This window comes from Pseudomonas sp. HS6-2 (genome assembly GCF_049325675.2).
In the GTDB taxonomy this organism is placed as follows: Bacteria; Pseudomonadota; Gammaproteobacteria; order Pseudomonadales; family Pseudomonadaceae; genus Aquipseudomonas; species Aquipseudomonas putida_N.
On sequence record NZ_CM143906.1, the window covers coordinates 2,605,007 to 2,624,249 of the forward strand.

Here is a 19,243-nt window from a genome sequence, read left to right on the forward strand (position 1 = left end):
CACTCAGCTTCAGACTCCCTTCAGATTCGCCACGGATACTCGCCCTGACCAACCCAGTCGGGGGGAGCTTTATGAATCAAACCCTATGGAGCAGCCTGCTCCCATTGCCCATCGGCACCCATGCTGACCATCACGCCCACTTGTCCCTGCACGTTCATGACGATGAGGGTCGTGGTGAACTTGAACATTTCATTCATCAGTGTTTTGCCAATGTCCACCATGCAGATGTCCATCATTACCTGCCGGAATTGCTGGCCCTGCGGGACAGCCATGGGCGGCTGATCGCCGCGGTTGGGATGCGTACGGCCAGCAGCGGTCCGTTGTTTCTTGAGCGCTATCTGGATGAGCCCCTGGAAAGCGCGATTTCTCGGGTAGCAGGTGTGACGTTGGCACGCGAATGTATGGTTGAGGTCGGCAATCTGGCCTCTCTCAGTGCCGGAAGCGCCCGCGTCATGATCACCGCCGTGACCTGGCTGCTTGCTACGCGAGAGCTGCGGTGGGTGGCGTTCACCGGGGCCTCAACCCTGATCAACAGTTTCCAGCGCCTGGGCCTGGTGCCGACCGTGGTGGCGCGGGCCGATCCGAGCCGGCTGGACGAGCCAGCTGAGCATTGGGGTGGCTATTACGACCAGCATCCGCAAGTGTTCGTCGGCGATATCCGCCAGGGCTTCGAGCGCCTGGAGTCGGCAGGTGTGTTCCGGCGCCTGGGGCTGCCTGCGCTGAACGAGGAGGCCGGCCATGCCGCATGAACTGGAACGCTTCAAACAGCTGCTGCTTGCCCTTGGCCGTGAGCGCGGTGATGCCCTGGCCGTGGAAGGCGCCAACGAGCGGTTCACCTACAAGCAATTGCTGACCGAGGTCTGGCTGCGCGCCAAGGCCTTGAGCGAACAACGCGCCGGCGTGTTGATCCTGGCGCTGGATAATGGTCCGGAACTGCTGTTATGGGACCTCGCGGCACTGGTCTCGGAGCGAGCTTGCGTGATCGTGCCAACGTTCTTCAGTACGGCGCAGGTGCACCACTGCATCGAGCAGTGCGGCGCAAGCCTGTTGCTTTGCCAGCATGCCTGGGAGGGCGTTTTCAGCCAGTTGGGCTTCGTGCAGCAGGAGGCATTCTGGACGCGCGATCTGGCAACACAGGTGGTGCTGCCTGAGGGCACTGCCAAGGTCACCTATACCTCTGGCAGCACGGGCACGCCCAAAGGCGTTTGCCTGGGCGCCGATGCCATGTTGCGCGTCGCTCATGAACTGGAGATGGCCAGCCGGCCTACCGAACCCCGGCGCTACCTGGCAGTTTTACCGCTGGGCGTACTGCTGGAAAACCTGGGTGTTTACGCCGCACTCATGGCAGGGGCCAGCGTGTTGCTCTACCCACAGGCGCAACTGGGTATGGGCGGCGCCAGCCAGGTCGATTTCAAGCGCTTGCTCGGGGCCATCGCCTTGAGCGGCGCACAGAGCCTGATCCTGGTGCCACAGCTGTTGATGGGCCTGGTCACGGCGATCGAGCAGGGCCTGATGCGGGTTGGCTCGCTACGCTTCGTCGCGGTCGGTGGGGCCCGGGTATCGCCCGGACTGCTGGCGCGGGCCGAGACCATCGGCTTGCCTGTTTTCGAAGGCTATGGGTTGTCGGAGTGTGCCTCGGTAGTGGCGCTCAACCGCCCGGGGGCGATGCGCCGGGGCAGCGTCGGCCGGCCGTTGCCTCATGTTCAGGTGCGAATCGCCGACGACGGCGAAGTGCTCGTCAGCGGCTCCGTTCTGCTTGGCTACCTTGGGGAGTTACCCACCTCGTCGGCCTGGTGGGCCACGGGGGACCTCGGTTACTTCGACGACGACGGTTACCTGTATCTGAACGGGCGCAAGAAACACCAGTTCATCACCAGCTTTGGTCGCAACGTCAATCCCGAATGGGTGGAAGCCGAGCTGACCCAGAGCGGTGTGATCGCCCAGGCGTTCGTGCACGGCGAAGGGCTTGCGCGCAACCTGGCATTGCTCTGGCCACTTGATCCGGCGGCCACCGACGAGGCCATCGAGCAGGCCGTGCAGCGTAGCAATGCCACCTTGCCCGACTACGCCAGAGTGCATGCCTGGCGGCGCCTGCCAGGCCCACTGACGCCTGGCGAAGACACCCTGACTGCCAATGGCCGCCCGCGACGTGAGGCGATCCTGCAGCGTTATCACACCCTGTTGTCCGACATTTTGTTGTGAGGTTCGTCATGTCATTTTTCGACACCCTGCAGTTGCAAACCAGCCACGAACGCCAGGTCCTGTTCGCGGTGCCGGTGATTCGTGAAGCCTTGGCCGGCCAGGTCAGCCGGGATAGCTATATCGCCTTCCTGACCCAGGCCTACTACCATGTGCGCCACACCGTGCCACTGATGATGGCCTGCGGCGCGCGTTTGCCCTCGCGCCTGGAATGGTTGCGCGGCGCCGTCTGCGAGTACATCGAGGAGGAATACGGCCACGAGCAGTGGATCCTCAACGATATCAAGGCCTGCGGCGGTGACTGGGAGGCGGTGCGTGACGGCCGGCCGGCATTGCCGATCGAGCTGATGGTCGCCTACCTGTACGACCTCATCGCCCGGGGAAATCCGGTGGGGCTGTTCGGCATGGTCAACGTCCTCGAGGGCACCAGCATCGCCCTGGCCACCCATGCCGCCGGTTCCATTCAGAGCAGCCTGGGGCTGCCGGACAGCGCGTTCAGCTACCTGAGCTCCCACGGCGCGCTGGACCAGGAGCACATGGTTACCTACAAGCGGCTGATGGACCGACTGGAGGAGGTCGATGACCATCAGGCGGTGATACACGCCGCCAAGGTGGTGTACCGGTTGTACACCGACATGTTCGAAGGCTTGCCGCGTGCGGGCCACGCGGAGGTGCAACATGCGCTTGTCTGAGTCGGTGGTTGTGCTGACCGGTGCCAGTGGCGGTATTGGGCTGGAACTGGCAGAGCAGCTTTGCGCAGCCGGGGCCAGGGTGCTGGCGGTGAGCCGGCACCTGGGCAAGCTGGCGGGCCTGATGAACCGCTATCCGGATCGCTTGCGTTGGCAGACGGCTGACCTGCGCACCCCGCACGGTCGTGAGCAGGTCATCAGTCGGGCCCGTGAGATGGGAGGGGTCAATGTGCTGATCAACGCCGCTGGCGTGAACCGGTTCGCCTTGCTCGATCAGCTGGACGAGCACGCCCTGGACGAGTTGCTGGACATCAACCTCAAGGCGCCACTGCAGTTGACCCGCGCCTGCCTGCCGCTGTTGCGCGAGCAACCCAAGGCGCTGGTGGTCAATGTCGGGTCCACCTATGGCTCGATTGGTTACCCTGGTTACGCCAGCTATTGCGCCAGCAAATTCGCCCTGCGGGGGTTCTCCGAAGCGCTGCGGCGCGAGTTGGCCGACACCACGGTGAATGTGCTGTATGCCGCGCCGCGGGCCACCCGCACAGCCATGAACAGCAGCGCCGCGACGGCGCTCAATCAGGCGCTGAAAGTCGGCATGGACGATCCCGCCGACGTCGCCCGCGCGGTGCTCCAGGCCGTGCAGTCAGAGCGCAGCGAACTCTACCTGGGTTGGCCAGAGAAACTCTTCGTGCGCATCAATGGCATGTTGCCGGGTGTGGTCGACCGTGCGCTGCGCAAGCAACTGCCTGTTATTCGCCGCTACATCGGTAGCCATTCCAAGGAGTCGAGCAAATGAAGCGTCTGTTGATCGCCAGCTTACTGGCATTCGCCCCCTTCAGCTGGGCACTGGACCCGGCAGGCACGCAACACCTGAGCGATCTGCAACAGCGCTGGGCGCAGATCCAGTACCAGTTGCCCAAGGAAAAACGCGCCGACGCATTTGAAAAGCTGGCCAGCGATGCCACTGCCTTCGTTCATCAGTACCCCGGCACGCCTGAGCCGTTGATCTGGGAGGGCATCATCCACAGCAGCTGGGCGGGTGCCGTTGGTGGCCTTGGCGCGCTGGGCAAGGTCAAGGCCGCCAAAGCCAGCCTGGAGCAGGCCATGAAGTTGGACCCCAACGCCCTGCAAGGTTCGGCCTACACCAGTTTGGGCACGCTCTACGACCAGGTGCCAGGCTGGCCGATCGGTTTTGGAGACACTGAAATGGCCGACAAAATGCTGCGCAAAGCCCTGCAGATCAACCCCAACGGCATCGACAGCAACTACTTCTGGGCCGATCATCTGTATCGGCAAAAGCGCTACCCTGAAGCCACCGCCGCCTTGCAGAAAGCCTTGCAGGCGCCGCCACGGCCCGGGCGTGAACTCGCAGACCAGGGACGTCGCTCCGATATCGATGCTTTACTCAAGGCCATCAAGGACAAACAGGACTGAACATGCGGCTGCTGCTGGTTGAGGACGATATCGCGCTGGGTGAAGGTATCTGCGACGGCTTGCGTCAGGCGGGCTATACGCTCGACTGGCTGCGTGATGGCGTGAGTGGCTTGCATGCGTTGCAGCATGAGGCGTTCGACCTGGTGATCCTGGATCTCGGCTTGCCCCGCCTGGATGGTATCGAAGTGTTGCGGCGCGTGAGGGCCGGGGGCAACAGCCTGCCGGTGTTGATCCTCACCGCGCGGGATGCCCTCGATGATCGCATCAGCGGTCTGGATGCCGGTGCTGATGATTATCTGGTGAAGCCTTTCGACCTCAACGAATTGAAGGCCCGATTGCGTGCCCTGCTGCGACGAAGCGCCGGGCGTGCGACGGTGCTGATCGAACATGCCGGTGTCAGCCTCGATCCTGCCACCCAGCAAGTACGCTACAACGGCCTCGAAGTCATTCTGACCCCCAAGGAATACCGACTGTTGCATGAGTTGCTGGCACAACCCGGCAAGGTATTCACCCGTGAACGCCTGACCCAGCTGCTCTATGGCTGGGATGAGGAGCCCGAGAGCAATACGCTGGAGGTGAACATCTACCACTTGCGCAAGAAACTCTTCAATGGCCTGATTCGCACGGTCCGCGGCATTGGCTACCTGGTCGAGGTCAAGGCATGAGCTCGCTGCGTCAACGCACCCTGTGGCGGGTCATGTTGTTGATGTTGGTTGGCACTGGCCTGCTGGTGCTCTACAACTACCACGACAGCCGCCATGAGATTAACGAGGTGTATGACGCGCACCTCGCCCAGAACGCGCGTTTGCTGCAGGGTGTCTTGAGCATGCCTGTGCAGGAGGGGGCCCGCGATGCCATGTACCGTGCATTCGACGCAGCACTGGGGCAGGCTGGTCGTCACCGGGTTGGGCACCCTTACGAAAGCAAGCTGGCGTTTCAAGTCTGGGGGGAGGGTGGTGTGCTACTGGTGCATACACCGAGTGCACCCAGGCTTGATCCGTTGCCCAGTACCCCAGGTTTCTACGACTTTTCAAGCGGCGACAAGCAATGGCGTGGCTTCGTTTTGCCGGTGCCGGAGAAAAACTGGGTGATCTGGGTCGGCGAGCGTGACGATGTCCGTTACGACTTGATAGACCGGATTGTTCGCCACACCTTGTTCCCGTTCCTGCTCGGTAGCCTGGCCTTGGTGCTGTTGGTCTGGGCGGCCATCGGTTGGGGGCTGCGGCCGTTGCAGAACATGGCCAATGTCATCCGCGGGCGGCACGCCGATTCGCTGGAGCCGCTGCAGTTGGTACCGCTGCCCTCAGAGCTTGAGCCCATGCAGGCAGCCATCAACCGCCTGTTGGCGCAGATCGAGGACTTGCTGCGGCGTGAGCATCGTTTCATTGCCGATGCCGCCCATGAGATGCGCACACCGCTGGCAGTGCTGCGATTGCACGCACAGAACGCGCTGGAAGCCAGTCACGAGGCCGAGCGCCACAAGGCACTGGGTTTTCTCATTAGCGGCGTCGATCGGCTGACCCGGGTGGTCAATCAGCTGCTGACACTGGCCCGTGTCGAGCCTCGGCTAGGGCAACGCGCTACTGCCCAGGTCGACCTGGCCCAGGTCGTCACCGACACCTTGGCCGAACTGACTCCGTGGATACTCGACCGTGGCCTTGAGCCTTCGCTGGATATTGGCGAGGGAGACCACCATCTGGCCATTGATGCCGGTGCGTTGACGATTGCGCTGCAGAACCTGGTTTCCAACGCGGTAGAGCATTCGCCCCCGGGAGGGCGCATCACGGTGCTGCTCAGGCGCCTGGAAAAGCGTTTCGAGCTGATTGTCGAGGATGAGGGGCCGGGTATCGAAGCAGCTGAGCTATCACGCGTATTCGAACGTTTCTACAGCCGTAACAGCCCTAATGGTGCCGGCCTGGGGTTGTCCATCGTGGCTACCATCATTGACCGTCTTGGCGGGCGGGTGCATCTCGAGAACCGAGTCAGTGGTGGATTGGCAGCCACCCTGTCGTTGCCTCTGGCCTGAGGCAACCGTCTGTCTCACTTCAGACTTCCTTAAGCTTGAGTTGGCAACTTGGCGCTGTCCGGTTGCCGGCAGTGGCCTGCTCATTGAAGTCTCATGGCAACGGATATCTCTTTCAGTTATCTGAGGTCATGGATATGCAGCGCGCATCAAGAGTTGACCGCTATGGTCGCCTGTCCATCATCATGCATTGGAGCATGGTCATTCTGTTCGTCGGCGTTTATGCCTGTGTCGAACTGCGCGGGGCGTTACCCAAGGGGCACGCGCTCAAAGCTCCCCTGCTGGGTGGCCACGCAATGCTGGGGATTGCTGTATTCGTGCTGGTCTGGGTGCGCCTGCTGGGGCGGCTCATTCCTCGACCACCCATTGTGCCCAAGCCTCCCGTCTGGCAGGCGGCGATGGCCAGCGTCACTCACTTGGCACTCTATGGCTTGATGATCGCTACGCCGCTTTTGGCTTGGTTGATGCTGGCTGCTGCAGGCAAACCCCTGCCTTATTGGGGCATCAACCTGCCTTCGCCGTTGTCCGTGGATCCCGCGCTGGCGAGGACGCTGAAGGACTGGCATGAGCTGGTTGGCAATGCCGGCTATGCACTGATCGGGCTGCATGCTTGTGCAGGCCTGTTGCATCACTATTGGATCAAGGACAACACCCTCAAGCGTATGTTGCCGGGGTAAATATGCTCGCGGGCTGTCGCAGGGACCGTATGCGGCCTTGCGGCCGCATACGGTCAGGTGTTGTGGCTCACTTGATCAGCGGCACGCCACTGAGCTTCTGCAGCTCCTCAAAGTCGATGTCCGCGCAGATCTCTACCACTTTCAGGCCATCGGTGGTCACTTCCAGCACGGCCAGGTCGGTGTAGATGCGGCTGACGCAACCGATGCCGGTCAGCGGGTAGGTGCACTCGGGTACCAGCTTGCTTTCGCCCGACTTGGTCAGGTGGTCCATCATCACGAACACCTGGCGGGCGCCGGTGGCCAGGTCCATCGCACCGCCCACGGCGGGGATCGAACCTTCGGCGCCGGTGTGCCAGTTGGCCAGGTCGCCCTTGACCGATACCTGGAAGGCGCCCAGTACGGCGATGTCCAGGTGGCCGCCACGCATCATCGAGAACGAGTCGGCGTGGTGGAAGAAGGCCCCTCCGGTGAGCAGGGTCACGTGCTGCTTGCCGGCGTTGATCAGGTCATCGTCTTCCTCGCCCGGTGCCGGGCTTGGGCCCATGCCCAGCAGGCCGTTCTCGCTGTGCAGGAACACTTCCTTGTCGCCCAGGTAGTTGGCCACCAGGGTCGGGGCGCCGATGCCCAGGTTGACGTACGCGCCTTCCTGGATGTCTGCGGCCACGCGCTGGGCCATCTCGGTGCGGGAGAGCTTTTTGGTGATGGTCATGGCAGGCCTCAGACAGCTTTGGCGATCGAAGAAGCGGCAGCGCCCGAAACGGCGACCACACGCTGGACGAAAATACCCGGGGTGATGATGTGTTCCGGGTCCAGTTCACCGAGCTCGACGATCTGGTCGACCTGGGCGATGGCGGTCTTGGCCGCCATGGCCATGATCGGGCCGAAGTTGCGCGCGGCCTTGCGGTACACCAGGTTGCCCCAACGGTCACCCTTGTGCGCCTTGATCAGCGCGAAGTCGGCGTGCAGCGGCATTTCCAGCACGTACTGGCGGCCGTCGATCTCACGGGTTTCCTTGCCTTCGGCCAGCAGGGTGCCGTAGCCGGTCGGCGAGAAGAACGCACCGATGCCCGACCCCGCTGCGCGGATACGTTCGGCCAGGTTGCCTTGCGGTACCACTTCCAGCTCGATCTTGCCGGCGCGGTACAGTTCGTCGAAGACGTAGGAGTCAGACTGGCGCGGGAAGGAACAGATGACCTTGCGCACGCTGCCGGCCATCAGCAGGGCGGCCAGGCCGATCTCGCCGTTGCCGGCGTTGTTGCTGATGATGGTCAGGTCGCGGGCACCGGTGGCGATCAGGCCATCGATGAGTTCGGACGGCATCCCGGCGGTGCCGAAGCCACCGACCATGATGGTCGAACCGTCGGTTATCCCTTCCACCGCGCTGGCGATGGACTCAAACGTTTTATTGATCACAGCGAGCTCCTGGTTCTTCCTGGAGTATGGATTGTCGACCTGGCCGCGTGTTGACGCGGTGGGGCCATTCAGCGCGTTGGCGTTGTGTGCTGACTTGTCCATAGCGTGCCGCAATACAGTGCAACAGTAGAGAGGGTGGAGAGGAATTTGTGCGATTACCGAACAATTGTGCGATTTATGACCGGCCCGGATGACGGGCGTTTACTCGGATGCAAACGACGGTCGTTCCGCGAACCAAGCCACCGCCAACGCCTTGAACGCTTCAGCCGAAGGCGTCAGCGGATAGCGCTGGTCGTGGGCCAGGACGATGCTGTGGGTTGGCAGTTTTTCCTCGGTCGGGCGACAGACCAGCGCTTGTCCATCGTAACTGCGATCACCAAATGGCCGGGTGTAGATCAGCGCCACGCCAAAGCCATTGGCGACCAGGCTGCGCTGCAATTCGAAGGTACGCACACGGTGCACAACGGCGGGTGAAAGGTCGTAAAAGCTGAACAGGTCCAGCACATGCTGCCAGCTTTGCGCCTGATCGGTGACCACCAGGGTGTATTCGGCCAGCGCCTTGAGGCTGACACGCGGCTCCTTGGCCAACGGGTGATCGGCCGCCAGCAGTACCTGAGCGGTCAGCTGGCACAGCTCGGTGGTTTGCGTATTCGGCGGCAAACCCAGGTCGTAGGTGATTGCCAATTCGATCGCCCCTTCACTGAGGCGCTTGCCCACGTAATCGAAGCTGCCATCGCGCATGTCGACGGTGACCCTTGGGCAGGACTCCTGCATCCGCCGCACGATTTGCGGCAGGCAGTAGGGCGCCAGGTCCTCAAAGCAGCCGACCACCAGTTCGCCGACGCACTCGCCGGCATTGGCGTGGATTTCGGCAAAGGTCTGAGCCTCTGCCAGCACGCGCCGGGCCTGGACCATGACGGTACGCCCGAACGGGGTCAGCGATATGCCCAGGCCCCGTTGGCGGATGAAAATCGCTTGCCCCAATACCTCCTCCAGCTCGGTGATGGCGGCCGAGATGGATGGTTGTGAAACATGAAGCTCCATGGCGGCAGTGGTCAGATTGCCGTGCTTGGCCGCTGCGAGTGCATAGCGAAGTTGTCGCAGGGTGAACTTCATAGGTTTTTCCGTTGTGATGCATCAGGACTTATTATTTTATCCTTTTTTTTTGTTGTGAAATATTTCTCCTGCGCAGTGATCATCATGTTTGGGAGCGTCACAATGACAATTACAAAGGCTCTGCTGACCACGACTCTTTCTTTCGGGCTGCTGGCGTCCGCTGGCGCCAGCCAGGCGGCCGGTTGGTGCGAGTCTGGCAAGCCGGTGAAATTCGCCGGTTTGAACTGGGAAAGCGGGATGCTGCTCACGGATGTGATGCAGTTCGTACTGAAAAATGGCTATGGCTGCGAAACCGACAGCCTGCCGGGCAACTCCATTTCCATGGAAAACGCCCTGAGCAGCAACGATATCCAGGTGTTTGCCGAAGAGTGGGTAGGGCGCAGCGAGGTCTGGAACAAGGCGGCGGCTGCCGGCAAGGTCGTCGGCGTCGGCTCGCCGGTGGTCGGCGCGGTCGAAGGCTGGTACGTACCGCGCTATGTGATCGAAGGCGATGCCAAGCGCAAGCTCGAAGCCAAGGCACCGAACCTCAAGAACATCGCCGACCTGGGCCAATACGCTCAGGTGTTCAAGGATCCGGAGGAACCGGACAAGGGCCGCTTCTATAACTGCCCGGCTGGCTGGACCTGCGAGCTGGACAACAGCGAAATGCTCAAGCGCTACGGCCTGGAAAACACCTACACCAACTTCCGCCCGGGCACCGGCCCGGCACTGGATGCCGCCGTGCTGTCGAGCTACAAGCGTGGCGAGCCGATCCTCTTCTACTACTGGTCGCCAACCCCGCTGATGGGTCAGGCCGACCTGGTCAAGCTGGACGAGAAACCCGGCGTGGACAAGTCCGTGACCATCAAGGTGGGCGTATCGAAGACCTTCCACGAGCAAGCGCCGGAGCTGGTGGCGGTGCTGGAAAAGGTCAACCTGCCGATCGACCTGCTGAACCAGAACCTGGGGCGCATGAGCAAGGAGCGTATCGAGTCGCCAGAGCTGGCCAAGCTGTTCCTCAAGGAGCACCCCGAAGTCTGGCACAGCTGGGTCAGCGAAGACGCAGCCAAAAAGGTAGACGCGGCACTCTGAGGGTGTGAGCGGGTCCGGCGGCTGCCGGGCACGCCATACAGCAGTCCGCTTCAAGCACTTGCTCGAGAGAACTTCATGTTTCCCAAGAACTTTACGTTTTCCATTGCCGACTGGGTCAATGGTTGGGTCGACGCATTGGTCACCAACTACGGTGACGTGTTCCGGCACATTTCCGACACCCTGCTGTGGGCCATCGTCAACCTAGAAGGCCTGCTGCGCGCAACCCCCTGGTGGCTGATGCTGGCTGTCGTCGGTGGTATTGCCTGGCACGCCACCCGCAAGATCGTACCCACGGCGGTGATCGTCGGCTTGCTGTTCCTGGTCGGGGCGGTAGGGCTCTGGGACAAGCTGATGCAGACCCTGGCACTGATGCTGGTGGCCACGCTGATATCGGTGCTGGTCGGGATTCCGCTGGGCATCCTGTCGGCGCGCAACGATCGCCTGCGGGCGGTGTTGATGCCGCTGCTCGACATCATGCAGACCATGCCCAGCTTCGTGTACCTGATTCCGGTGCTGATGCTGTTCGGCCTGGGCAAGGTGCCGGCGATCTTTGCCACCGTCATCTATGCTGCGCCGCCGCTGATTCGCCTGACCGACCTGGGCATTCGCCAGGTGGACGGCGAGGTCATGGAGGCGATCAATGCCTTTGGTGCCAATCGCCTGCAACAACTGTTCGGCGTGCAGCTGCCACTGGCGTTGCCGAGCATCATGGCCGGTATCAACCAGACCACCATGATGGCCCTGTCGATGGTGGTCATCGCCTCGATGATCGGTGCCCGTGGCCTGGGTGAAGACGTGCTGGTCGGCATCCAGACCCTGAACGTGGGCCGCGGCCTCGAAGCGGGCTTGGCCATCGTGATTCTGGCGGTTGTGATCGACCGCATTACCCAGGCCTATGGCCGGCCACGGCATGGGGTGGGCAAATGAGCGCCAAGCAGATGATGAACAAGATCGAAGTCAAGAACGTCTACAAGATTTTCGGGGCGCGCGCCGAGGATGCCCTGAAGCTGATCCGCGAGAAAAAACCCAAGGATCAGGTGCTGGCCGAAACCGGCTGCGTGGTCGGGGTCAACGACCTTTCGTTGTCCATCGGCAGCGGTGAGATCTTCGTGATCATGGGCCTGTCGGGCTCGGGCAAGTCGACCTTGGTGCGTCACTTCAACCGCCTGATCGATCCGACCAGCGGCGAGATCCTGGTCGATGGCGAAGACATCCTGCAGTACGACATGAACGCCCTGCGCGAATTCCGCCGGCACAAGATCAGCATGGTGTTCCAGAGCTTCGGCCTGTTGCCGCACCGCACCGTGCTGGACAACGTCGCCTATGGCTTGAAAGTCCGTGGCGAGAGCAAGGCCACCTGCACCGAGCGCGCCCTGCACTGGATCGCCACCGTGGGCCTCAAGGGTTACGAAAAATCGTACCCGCACCAGTTGTCGGGCGGCATGCGCCAGCGCGTTGGCCTCGCCCGCGCCCTGGCGGCCGACACCGACATCATCCTGATGGACGAAGCCTTCAGTGCGCTCGACCCGTTGATCCGCGCCGAAATGCAGGACCAGTTGCTGGAACTGCAAAAGACCCTGCACAAGACCATCGTCTTCATCACCCACGACCTGGACGAAGCGGTGCGCATCGGCAACCGAATCGCCATTCTCAAGGACGGTCGCCTGATCCAGGTCGGCACGCCGAAGGAAATCCTCTACCAGCCTGCGGACGACTACGTCGATCGATTCGTGCAGCGCCGCGTAGCTTCGCATTAAGGAACCGCGTGTATGTCGTTTGCCGAAAAAATCATCATCGCCGATACCCCCGTTCGCTGGCAGGACGTGGTGGCCGTAGCGCGGCACGGGGCAAAGCTTGAGCTGGCGCCATCGGCCTGGGCGCGGATCGACAACGCCCAGGCGATCGTCCAGCGCATTGTTGCCAGTGGCGAACGCGCCTATGGCGTCAACACCGGGCTGGGCGCCTTGTGCAATGTCTCGCTGCAGGACGAACAACTCAGCCAGCTGTCGCGCAATACCTTGCTCAGTCATGCCTGCGGCGTGGGGGCCGCGCTGTCGGACGAACAGACCCGGGCGATCATCTGCGCGGCGATCATCAATTTCTGCCAGGGCCGATCCGGCCTTCAGCGCAAGGTGGTCGAGGCGCTGCTGACCCTGCTCAACCGGCACATCACGCCGCAGGTGCCGAAGCAGGGGTCGGTGGGCTACCTGACCCACATGGCCCATATCAGCATCAGCTTGCTGGGTGTCGGCCAAGTCAGCTATCGCGGCGAGATCATGCCGGCGCAGCAAGCCCTGGACGAGGTTGGCCTGGCACCGGTCAAGCTGGGTGCCAAGGACGGGCTGTGCCTGGTCAACGGCACCCCGTGCATGACCGGCCTGAGCTGCCTGTCCCTAGACGACGCCACGCGCTTGAGCCAGTGGGCGGACGTGATCGGCGCCATGAGCTTCGAGGCCCTGCGTGGCCAGCTCGATGCCTTCGACCCTGAAATCATCGCGATGAAACCGCACCCCGGCATGCAGCGCGTGGGCAGCAACTTGCGGCGCCTGCTCGACGGCAGTGAAATCATTGCCAGCAGCCATGGCATTCGCACCCAGGACGCCTTGAGCATTCGCTCGATTCCGCAGGTTCATGGCGCCGCGCGTGATCAGTTGGCACACGCGGCGCGGCAGATCGAAACCGAGCTCAACTCGACGACCGACAACCCGATGTTGCTGGGTACACCCGCGTCGTACCGGGTGGTGTCCCAGGCCAATCCCCACGGCCAGTCGGTGGCCATGGCGGCCGACTTGCTGGCCATCGCGGTGGCCGAGATCGGGGCGATTGCCGAGCGTCGCCTGGATCGCCTGATCAACCCGTTGGTCAGCGGCTTGCCGGCGTTCCTGGTCAGCCAGCCGGGGGTGAATTCGGGCATGATGATCGTCCAGTACGTGGCCGCGTCACTGTGTGCGGAAAACCGCCAGTTGGCTCAACCGGCCGTTATCGACAACTACGTCACCTCCGGCCTGCAGGAGGATCACCTGAGCATGGGCACCAATGCCGGCTTGAAGCTGCACCGCGCCCTGGAGAATTGCACGCAGATCCTCGCCATCGAATACCTGTTGGCGGCCCAGGCATTCGAGTTCCTCAAGGAGCAGCGCTTCGGCGCCGGTACCGGGGTTGCCTGGCGGTTGTTGCGCGAACGGGTCCCCGCTTATGCCCAGGACCGTTGGCTGGCCCCGGACATCGAAAGCAGTGCAGCGCTGTTGAAAGACCCCGACCTGCTTGGCTCAGCATTCCCCGACTTGCTATGACCACAAGCGGCGCGCTCATGGAGTCGGCTCTCGTCTCAGAGCACTTCGAACAGGCCGGCGGCGCCCATGCCACCGCCCACGCACATGGTCACCACCACGTAGCGCACCCCGCGGCGTTTGCCTTCGAGCAAGGCATGCCCGACCATCCGTGCGCCGCTCATGCCGTAGGGGTGGCCGATGGCGATGGCGCCGCCGTTGACGTTCAGCCGCATCGGGTCGATGCCCAGCGTGTCGCGGCAGTACAGCACCTGGCAGGCGAAGGCTTCGTTGAGTTCCCACAGGCCGATGTCGTCTACCTTCAACCCATGCTCCTTGAGCAGGCGCGGCACGGCGTACACCGGGCCGATGCCCATTTCCTCCGGGGCCAGGCCGGCCACCGCGATGCCCCGGTACAGGCCAATGGGCTGCAGGTTGCGTTGCTCGGCCAGGCGCGCGTCCATCAGCACGCAGGCACTGGCGCCGTCGGACAGCTGGCTGGCGTTGCCCGCAGTGATGCAGCCGCCTTCGAGCACCGGCTTCAAGCCGGTCAGGTCTTCCAGGCGGGTCTGGGGGCGATTGCCTTCGTCCTGGGCCAGGATCACCTCGCGGTAGCTGACCTCGCCGGTCTGCTTGTCCTTGATCAGTTGCTGGGCGGTCACCGGCACGATCTCGGCCTCGAACAACCCGTCGCGTTGGGCAAGGGCGGTGCGCAGCTGCGACTGCAGGGCGTAGGCGTCCTGGGCGTCACGGCTGATGCCGTAGCGCCTGGCCACATGCTCGGCGGTCTGCAGCATCGGCATGTAGGCATGGGGCACGCGCTGGATCACGTTGCTGTCCTGCTCGCCTAGCGCCCATTCCAGATTGCGCGCCTGCACCGCACTGATGTTTTCCTGGCCGGCGCCGATGGTCGCCTGCATGCCATCGACGATGATCTGCTTGGCAGCCGTGGCGATCGCCATCAGCCCGGAGGCGCACTGACGGTCCAGGGTCTGGCCGCTGACCGACACCGGCAGGCCGGCGGCCAGTGCACTCATGCGGCCCAGATTCCAGCCGGCGGTGCCGGAGGGCATCGCGGTGCCCATCACCAGGTCCTCGATTTCGTCCGCCTCGATGCCGGCGCGGGCCACCGCCGCCTGGATGGCGTACGCGGCCAGGCTCGGCGAGCGGGTGTTGTTCAGCGCGCCGCGAAAAGCCTTGCCGATCGGGGTGCGGGCGGTGGACAGAATGACAGCTTCTTTCATGGTCGATGCTCCTTGAAAACCCTGGGGTGAACCGTTCAGTTGCCTGGCGCGCGCTGCTTCGTGCTGCTGGCCAGGCGGCGCAGCAATGGGGCCGGTTGCAGCCACATGCGGCCATAGGCGCCGAGCTGCTCGCGCTGGTGCTCGATGCCGGCCAGCACCTGGTCCAGGCCCAGTTCGCGGGCGTAGTGCAGCGGGCCGCCACGCCAGGCCGGGAAGCCGTAGCCGTTGGTCCACACCAGGTCGATGTCGCCGCTGCGCAGGGCGATGCCTTCGTCGAGCAGCTGCAGGCCTTCGTTGATCAGCATGAACAGGCAGCGGTCGTGGATTTCCGCGTCGCTGATGGTGCGCCGGGTGATGCCCAGGTTGCCCGCCAGTTGCGCCGCGATCTGTTGCACTTCCGGGTCTTCGATGCGCTGGCGCCCCTCGTAGCGGTAGAAGCCGCGCCCGCTCTTCTGGCCATGGCGGCCCAGGCTGTAGAGCTCGTCGGCCAGGCGGAAGTAGCTCGGATCGTGGGCGATCTCGCTGCGCCGCGCCTGGCGCACCAGGTAGCCGACGTCGATGCCGGCCAGGTCGTACATGGCGAACACGCCCATGGCCAGGCCCAGGCCGGTGAGCACCTTGTCCACCTGGGCGGGGGAGGCGCCTTCGAGCACCAGACGGTGGGCTTCGCGGGCATAGGGCTCGAGCATGCGGTTGCCGATGAAGCCGAAGCAGACACCCGACACCACCGGCAACTTGCCGATGCGCTTGGCAATCTTCAGCGTGGTGGCCAGCACGTCGGGGGCGGTGAGCCGGCCGCGCACCACTTCGAGCAGGCGCATGACGTTGGCCGGGCTGAAGAAGTGCAGGCCGAGCACATCCTGCGGGCGTTGCGTGCAGGCGGCGATGCGGTCGACGTCCAGCGTCGAGGTGTTGCTGGCGAGGATCGCACCCGGCTTGCACACACGGTCGAGGGTGCGGAACACCGACTGCTTGATTGACAGGTCCTCGAACACCGCCTCGATCACCAGGTCGGCGTCGGCGAGGTCGGCATAGTCGAGGGTGCCTTGCAGCAGGGCCATGCGTTGTTCGAGCTGCTCGGCACTGAGCTTGCCGCGCTTGATGCTGTGCTCGTATAGCTTGCGAATCTGCGCCAGGCCCCGGTCCAGGGCTTCGGGCTTGAGCTCCAGCAGGCGCACCGGGATACCGACGTTGATGAAGTTCATGGCGATGCCGGCGCCCATGGTCCCCGCGCCGATCACTGCCACTTGGGCAATCGGGCGCAGCGCCGTGCTGGCGTCGATGCCGGGCACTCGCAGGGCTTCGCGCTCGGCGAAGAACTGCTGGCGCAGGGCGGTCGCCTGGGGGTCTTGCAGGGCTTCGCGGAACAGCGCCTGCTCGCGGGCCAGGCCCTCGGCCAAGGGCAGCTCGCAGGCGGCGCGCACGGCGGCGAGCACCCGCAGCGGTGCGCGCTGGCCGGGGTTGCGGGCCAGCAGTTGCGCCTCGCGGTTGGCAAAGAAGTCGCTTTCCAGCCCGTCCATCAAGGCAGCAGCCGTGGCACGCGGCGCGGCAGGTTGGGCCAGCAGCTCACGGGCGAAGCTGCAGGCGGCGTCGAGCAGCTCCTGGCCGGGTTCGACGAGGCGGTCGATCAGGCCCAGGACGAGGCCCTGGCGGGCATCGATCGAGTCACCGCTGAGCATCATTTCCAGGGCCGGGGCCACACCGATCAGGCGTGGCAGGCGCTGGGTACCACCGGCGCCGGGCAGCAGGCCCAGGCGCACTTCGGGCAGGCCCAGGCGTGCGCCGGTGGTGGCCAGCCGGTGACTGCAGGCCAGGGTCAGTTCCAGGCCGCCGCCCAGGGCCACGCCGTCGATGGCGGCCAGCACAGGCTTGCCGAGGCGAGCCAGGGTTTCGAGCAATTGCGGCAGGGCTGGTTCCTCCCAGGCCTGCGGGCTGCCGAACTCGTTGATGTCGGCGCCGGCGCTGAACGGTAGCTGTTGCCCGTGCAGGATGATGGCCTGCACCTCGGGGTCGGCGGCGGCCTGGCTGCAGGCCTGCAGCAGCGCCTGGCGCAGGCCGTGGCCAAGGGCGTTGACTGGCGCGTGGTGCAGGCCGATCAAGGCCAGTTGGTGGTCGCGGCGATAGTCGATCAGCGGCATGGGCGGGAACCTTCTTGTTATTGGGCCGGGGCAGGCGTCGTGCACCTCGCCCTGGCCAGGACGGATGGAAAAACCAGGTGGCGGCCCGGAGCGCGTGCCGCCACCCGAAAAACCGCGGCCCGGAGGGTGCAGGCCGTGGTAACCAGCGCGGGTGCATCAGCGGGCGAACGCGGCTTCGCTGAGGGTCATCAGGTTGTCGCTGCCCGTGCGGATCAGCGTTTCATGCAGGTGGGCGCGGGGCAGCAGGCGCTGCAGGTAGAAGCGCGCGGTCTCGCGCTTGCCCTGGTAGAACGCCACGTCATCGCTGCCCGCCGCCAGGGCGCGCTCGGCCACGCAGGCGGCGCGCAGCCACAGGTAGCCCACCAGGGTGTAGCCGCTGAGCATCAGGTAGTCGTAAGCGCTGGCGCCGATCAGGTTGGCGTCGGTTGCGCTGGCGTCACGCAGCCAGACGCTGACTTCACGCCAGGCACTCACCTGCTTGAGCAGCGCCTGGGCCAACTGGGCCGGGGCGCTGGTACCCTGGGTGAAGTCTTCGATTTCGCCTAGCAGTTCGGCCAGGGCCTCGCCGCCATCGGCCAGCACCTTGCGGTTCAGCAGGTCGAGGCCCTGGATGGTGTTGGTGCCTTCGTAGATCGCGGTGATACGCACGTCGCGGGCGATCTGCTCCATGCCCCACTCGCGGATGTAGCCGTGGCCGCCGAATACCTGGATGCCCAGTTGCGCGGCTTCGTTGCCGGTTTCACTGAGGAAGCCTTTGGCAATCGGCGTGAGCAGCGCCAGGCGGCGCGCGGCGGCCTCACGCACATCGGTGCTGGCGCCGTGGTGCAACTGGTCGACGCCCTTGGCGCAGGTGTAGGCGAGCATGCGGCCGCCTTCGGCGCAGGCCTTCTGGGTCAGCAGCATGCGCCGCACATCGGCGTGGCCGATGATCGGGTCGGCGGGCTGTTCGTTGCGCAGGCGCGGACTGGCGCGCATCTGCACGCGTTCACGGGCATAGGCCAGGGCGCCCTGGAAGGACGCTTCGGCGTGGGCCTGGGCCTGCTGGGCAACCGCCAGGCGCGATTCGTTGATGTAGGTGAACATGGCGTTCAGGCCACGGTTGGCCTCGCCCAGCAGGTAGCCGCTGGCGCCGTCGAAGTTGAGCACACAGGTAGCGTTGCCGTGGATGCCCATCTTGTGCTCGATGGACCCGCAGCTTACGCCGTTGGCGGCGCCGAGCTGGCCATGGGCATCGACCTGGATCTTCGGCACGGCGAACAGCGAAATGCCCTTGACCCCGGCCGGTGCGCCTTCGATACGCGCCAGCACCAGGTGGATGATGTTCTCGGTCATGTCGTGTTCACCGGCAGAGATGAACATCTTGCTGCCGCTGATCTGGTAGCTGCCGTCGGCCTGGGGCTTGGCGCTGGTGCGCAGCAGGCCGAGGTCCGAGCCGCAGTGGGCTTCGGTGAGGCACATGGTGCCGCCCCAGCGGCCGGCGATCATCGGCGGCAGGAAGCGCTGCTGCAGGGTTTGCTCGGCATGCTCGCTGAGGGTGCTGATGGCGCCGCCGGCGAGGTTGCCGTACATGCCCCAGGCGTGGTTGGCGCTGCACACCATCTCGTAGTTGACGAAACCCAGCGACGGCGGCAGGCCCTGGCCGCCGAAGGCCGGAGGTTTGTCCAGACCCAGCCAGCCGTTGTCGGCGAAGCGCTGGTAGGCCTCGCTGAAGCCGGGCGGGGTGGTGACCTTGCCGTCCTGCCACTGGCAGCCGTGCTGGTCGCCCACGGCGTTGAGCGGGGCCAGTTGCTGTTCGGCGAACTTGGCACCTTCCTCGACGATGGCAGCGAAGGTGGCCTCGTCCGGGGCTTCACAACCTGACAGTTGCTGGTAGTGGCGGCTCAGGTCGAGCAGCTCCTGGGCAACGAAGGTGATATCGCGCAACGGGGCGGTGTAGCTGGGCATGCCGAACTCCTGTCTGGGTGGACTCG

General features: G+C 64.1%; 18 protein-coding genes. 12 read left to right on the top strand and 6 right to left on the bottom strand.

The window, feature by feature from the left end:
- Positions 1 to 71: 71 nt before the first annotated feature.
- The 8 genes from ACOKS3_RS12265 to ACOKS3_RS12300 all read left to right on the top strand — a co-directional run bounded on the left by ACOKS3_RS12265 (position 72) and on the right by ACOKS3_RS12300 (position 7,022).
- Complete coding sequence (locus ACOKS3_RS12265) at positions 72 to 749, top strand: thermostable hemolysin (RefSeq protein ID WP_103446967.1); 678 nt, start codon at positions 72 to 74, stop codon at positions 747 to 749.
- Positions 739 to 2,202, top strand: coding sequence for an AMP-binding protein (locus ACOKS3_RS12270; RefSeq protein ID WP_422763089.1), 1,464 nt, complete (start codon positions 739 to 741; stop codon positions 2,200 to 2,202). Before ACOKS3_RS12265 ends, ACOKS3_RS12270 begins: the two co-directional genes overlap by 11 nt.
- An 8-nt stretch (positions 2,203 to 2,210) precedes the next feature.
- Complete coding sequence (locus tag ACOKS3_RS12275; RefSeq protein ID WP_103446969.1) at positions 2,211 to 2,891, top strand: TenA family transcriptional regulator; 681 nt, start codon at positions 2,211 to 2,213, stop codon at positions 2,889 to 2,891.
- The gene (locus ACOKS3_RS12280) at positions 2,878 to 3,684 is read left to right on the top strand and encodes an SDR family oxidoreductase (protein ID WP_103446970.1); all 807 of its coding nucleotides are present in this window, start codon (positions 2,878 to 2,880) and stop codon (positions 3,682 to 3,684) included. Before ACOKS3_RS12275 ends, ACOKS3_RS12280 begins: the two co-directional genes overlap by 14 nt.
- Positions 3,681 to 4,322, top strand: coding sequence for a tetratricopeptide repeat protein (locus ACOKS3_RS12285; protein ID WP_103446971.1), 642 nt, complete (start codon positions 3,681 to 3,683; stop codon positions 4,320 to 4,322). Before ACOKS3_RS12280 ends, ACOKS3_RS12285 begins: the two co-directional genes overlap by 4 nt.
- Before the next feature lie 2 nt (positions 4,323 to 4,324).
- Positions 4,325 to 4,987 carry a response regulator gene (locus ACOKS3_RS12290; protein ID WP_103446972.1) on the top strand — a complete coding sequence of 221 codons (663 nt, stop codon included), beginning with the start codon at positions 4,325 to 4,327 and terminating at the stop codon, positions 4,985 to 4,987.
- Entirely contained in the window at positions 4,984 to 6,348 is a 1,365-nt protein-coding gene (locus ACOKS3_RS12295; RefSeq protein ID WP_103446973.1) for a sensor histidine kinase, read from the top strand. The genes ACOKS3_RS12290 and ACOKS3_RS12295 overlap by 4 nt, the downstream gene beginning before the upstream one ends.
- A gap of 134 nt (positions 6,349 to 6,482) precedes the next feature.
- The gene (locus tag ACOKS3_RS12300; RefSeq protein WP_103446974.1) at positions 6,483 to 7,022 is read left to right on the top strand and encodes a cytochrome b; all 540 of its coding nucleotides are present in this window, start codon (positions 6,483 to 6,485) and stop codon (positions 7,020 to 7,022) included.
- Positions 7,023 to 7,089: 67 nt separating this feature from the next.
- On the opposite strand, the gene ACOKS3_RS12305 is transcribed toward ACOKS3_RS12300, so the two are convergent.
- The 3 genes from ACOKS3_RS12305 to ACOKS3_RS12315 form a co-directional block, all read right to left on the bottom strand.
- Positions 7,090 to 7,731, bottom strand: a complete 642-nt coding sequence (locus ACOKS3_RS12305) for a 3-oxoacid CoA-transferase subunit B (RefSeq protein ID WP_103446975.1) — start codon at positions 7,729 to 7,731, stop codon at positions 7,090 to 7,092.
- 8 nt (positions 7,732 to 7,739) lie between these two features.
- Positions 7,740 to 8,435 carry a 3-oxoacid CoA-transferase subunit A gene (locus ACOKS3_RS12310; protein WP_103446976.1) on the bottom strand — a complete coding sequence of 232 codons (696 nt, stop codon included), beginning with the start codon at positions 8,433 to 8,435 and terminating at the stop codon, positions 7,740 to 7,742.
- 201 nt (positions 8,436 to 8,636) lie between these two features.
- Positions 8,637 to 9,551, bottom strand: coding sequence for a LysR family transcriptional regulator (locus ACOKS3_RS12315; RefSeq protein ID WP_103446977.1), 915 nt, complete (start codon positions 9,549 to 9,551; stop codon positions 8,637 to 8,639).
- 102 nt (positions 9,552 to 9,653) lie between these two features.
- Between ACOKS3_RS12315 and ACOKS3_RS12320 the strand changes: the two genes are divergently transcribed.
- The 4 genes from ACOKS3_RS12320 (at position 9,654) to hutH (ending at position 13,915) form a co-directional block, all read left to right on the top strand.
- On the top strand, positions 9,654 to 10,622 hold the full coding sequence (locus ACOKS3_RS12320; RefSeq protein WP_103446978.1) for an ABC transporter substrate-binding protein: 969 nt from the start codon (positions 9,654 to 9,656) through the stop codon (positions 10,620 to 10,622).
- Between the two features lie 75 nt (positions 10,623 to 10,697).
- On the top strand, positions 10,698 to 11,549 hold the full coding sequence (locus ACOKS3_RS12325; RefSeq protein ID WP_103446979.1) for an ABC transporter permease: 852 nt from the start codon (positions 10,698 to 10,700) through the stop codon (positions 11,547 to 11,549).
- Positions 11,550 to 11,560: 11 nt separating this feature from the next.
- Entirely contained in the window at positions 11,561 to 12,379 is an 819-nt protein-coding gene (locus ACOKS3_RS12330) for a quaternary amine ABC transporter ATP-binding protein (protein WP_374755314.1), read from the top strand.
- A gap of 12 nt (positions 12,380 to 12,391) precedes the next feature.
- Entirely contained in the window at positions 12,392 to 13,915 is a 1,524-nt protein-coding gene (hutH, locus tag ACOKS3_RS12335; protein WP_422763090.1) for a histidine ammonia-lyase, read from the top strand.
- Positions 13,916 to 13,950: 35 nt separating this feature from the next.
- On the opposite strand, the gene ACOKS3_RS12340 is transcribed toward hutH, so the two are convergent.
- The 3 genes from ACOKS3_RS12340 to ACOKS3_RS12350 form a co-directional block, all read right to left on the bottom strand.
- Positions 13,951 to 15,135 carry an acetyl-CoA C-acyltransferase gene (locus tag ACOKS3_RS12340; RefSeq protein ID WP_103446982.1) on the bottom strand — a complete coding sequence of 395 codons (1,185 nt, stop codon included), beginning with the start codon at positions 15,133 to 15,135 and terminating at the stop codon, positions 13,951 to 13,953.
- A gap of 35 nt (positions 15,136 to 15,170) precedes the next feature.
- Entirely contained in the window at positions 15,171 to 17,273 is a 2,103-nt protein-coding gene (locus ACOKS3_RS12345; protein WP_103446983.1) for a 3-hydroxyacyl-CoA dehydrogenase NAD-binding domain-containing protein, read from the bottom strand.
- A gap of 156 nt (positions 17,274 to 17,429) precedes the next feature.
- Positions 17,430 to 19,217, bottom strand: a complete 1,788-nt coding sequence (locus ACOKS3_RS12350; RefSeq protein WP_103446984.1) for an acyl-CoA dehydrogenase C-terminal domain-containing protein — start codon at positions 19,215 to 19,217, stop codon at positions 17,430 to 17,432.
- Positions 19,218 to 19,243: the final 26 nt, after the last annotated feature.

Bases quoted from the DNA above. Each gene is read 5' to 3' on its own strand.
- ACOKS3_RS12265 (WP_103446967.1), top strand. From the start codon at position 72: ATGAATCAAACCCTATGGAGCAGCCTGCTCCCATTGCCCATCGGCACC.
- ACOKS3_RS12270 (WP_422763089.1), top strand. From the start codon at position 739: ATGCCGCATGAACTGGAACGCTTCAAACAGCTGCTGCTTGCCCTTGGC.
- ACOKS3_RS12275 (WP_103446969.1), top strand. From the start codon at position 2,211: ATGTCATTTTTCGACACCCTGCAGTTGCAAACCAGCCACGAACGCCAG.
- ACOKS3_RS12280 (WP_103446970.1), top strand. From the start codon at position 2,878: ATGCGCTTGTCTGAGTCGGTGGTTGTGCTGACCGGTGCCAGTGGCGGT.
- ACOKS3_RS12285 (WP_103446971.1), top strand. From the start codon at position 3,681: ATGAAGCGTCTGTTGATCGCCAGCTTACTGGCATTCGCCCCCTTCAGC.
- ACOKS3_RS12290 (WP_103446972.1), top strand. From the start codon at position 4,325: ATGCGGCTGCTGCTGGTTGAGGACGATATCGCGCTGGGTGAAGGTATC.
- ACOKS3_RS12295 (WP_103446973.1), top strand. From the start codon at position 4,984: ATGAGCTCGCTGCGTCAACGCACCCTGTGGCGGGTCATGTTGTTGATG.
- ACOKS3_RS12300 (WP_103446974.1), top strand. From the start codon at position 6,483: ATGCAGCGCGCATCAAGAGTTGACCGCTATGGTCGCCTGTCCATCATC.
- ACOKS3_RS12305 (WP_103446975.1), bottom strand. From the start codon at position 7,731: ATGACCATCACCAAAAAGCTCTCCCGCACCGAGATGGCCCAGCGCGTG.
- ACOKS3_RS12315 (WP_103446977.1), bottom strand. From the start codon at position 9,551: ATGAAGTTCACCCTGCGACAACTTCGCTATGCACTCGCAGCGGCCAAG.
- ACOKS3_RS12320 (WP_103446978.1), top strand. From the start codon at position 9,654: ATGACAATTACAAAGGCTCTGCTGACCACGACTCTTTCTTTCGGGCTG.
- ACOKS3_RS12325 (WP_103446979.1), top strand. From the start codon at position 10,698: ATGTTTCCCAAGAACTTTACGTTTTCCATTGCCGACTGGGTCAATGGT.
- ACOKS3_RS12330 (WP_374755314.1), top strand. From the start codon at position 11,561: ATGATGAACAAGATCGAAGTCAAGAACGTCTACAAGATTTTCGGGGCG.
- hutH (WP_422763090.1), top strand. From the start codon at position 12,392: ATGTCGTTTGCCGAAAAAATCATCATCGCCGATACCCCCGTTCGCTGG.
- ACOKS3_RS12340 (WP_103446982.1), bottom strand. From the start codon at position 15,135: ATGAAAGAAGCTGTCATTCTGTCCACCGCCCGCACCCCGATCGGCAAG.
- ACOKS3_RS12345 (WP_103446983.1), bottom strand. From the start codon at position 17,273: ATGCCGCTGATCGACTATCGCCGCGACCACCAACTGGCCTTGATCGGC.
- ACOKS3_RS12350 (WP_103446984.1), bottom strand. From the start codon at position 19,217: ATGCCCAGCTACACCGCCCCGTTGCGCGATATCACCTTCGTTGCCCAG.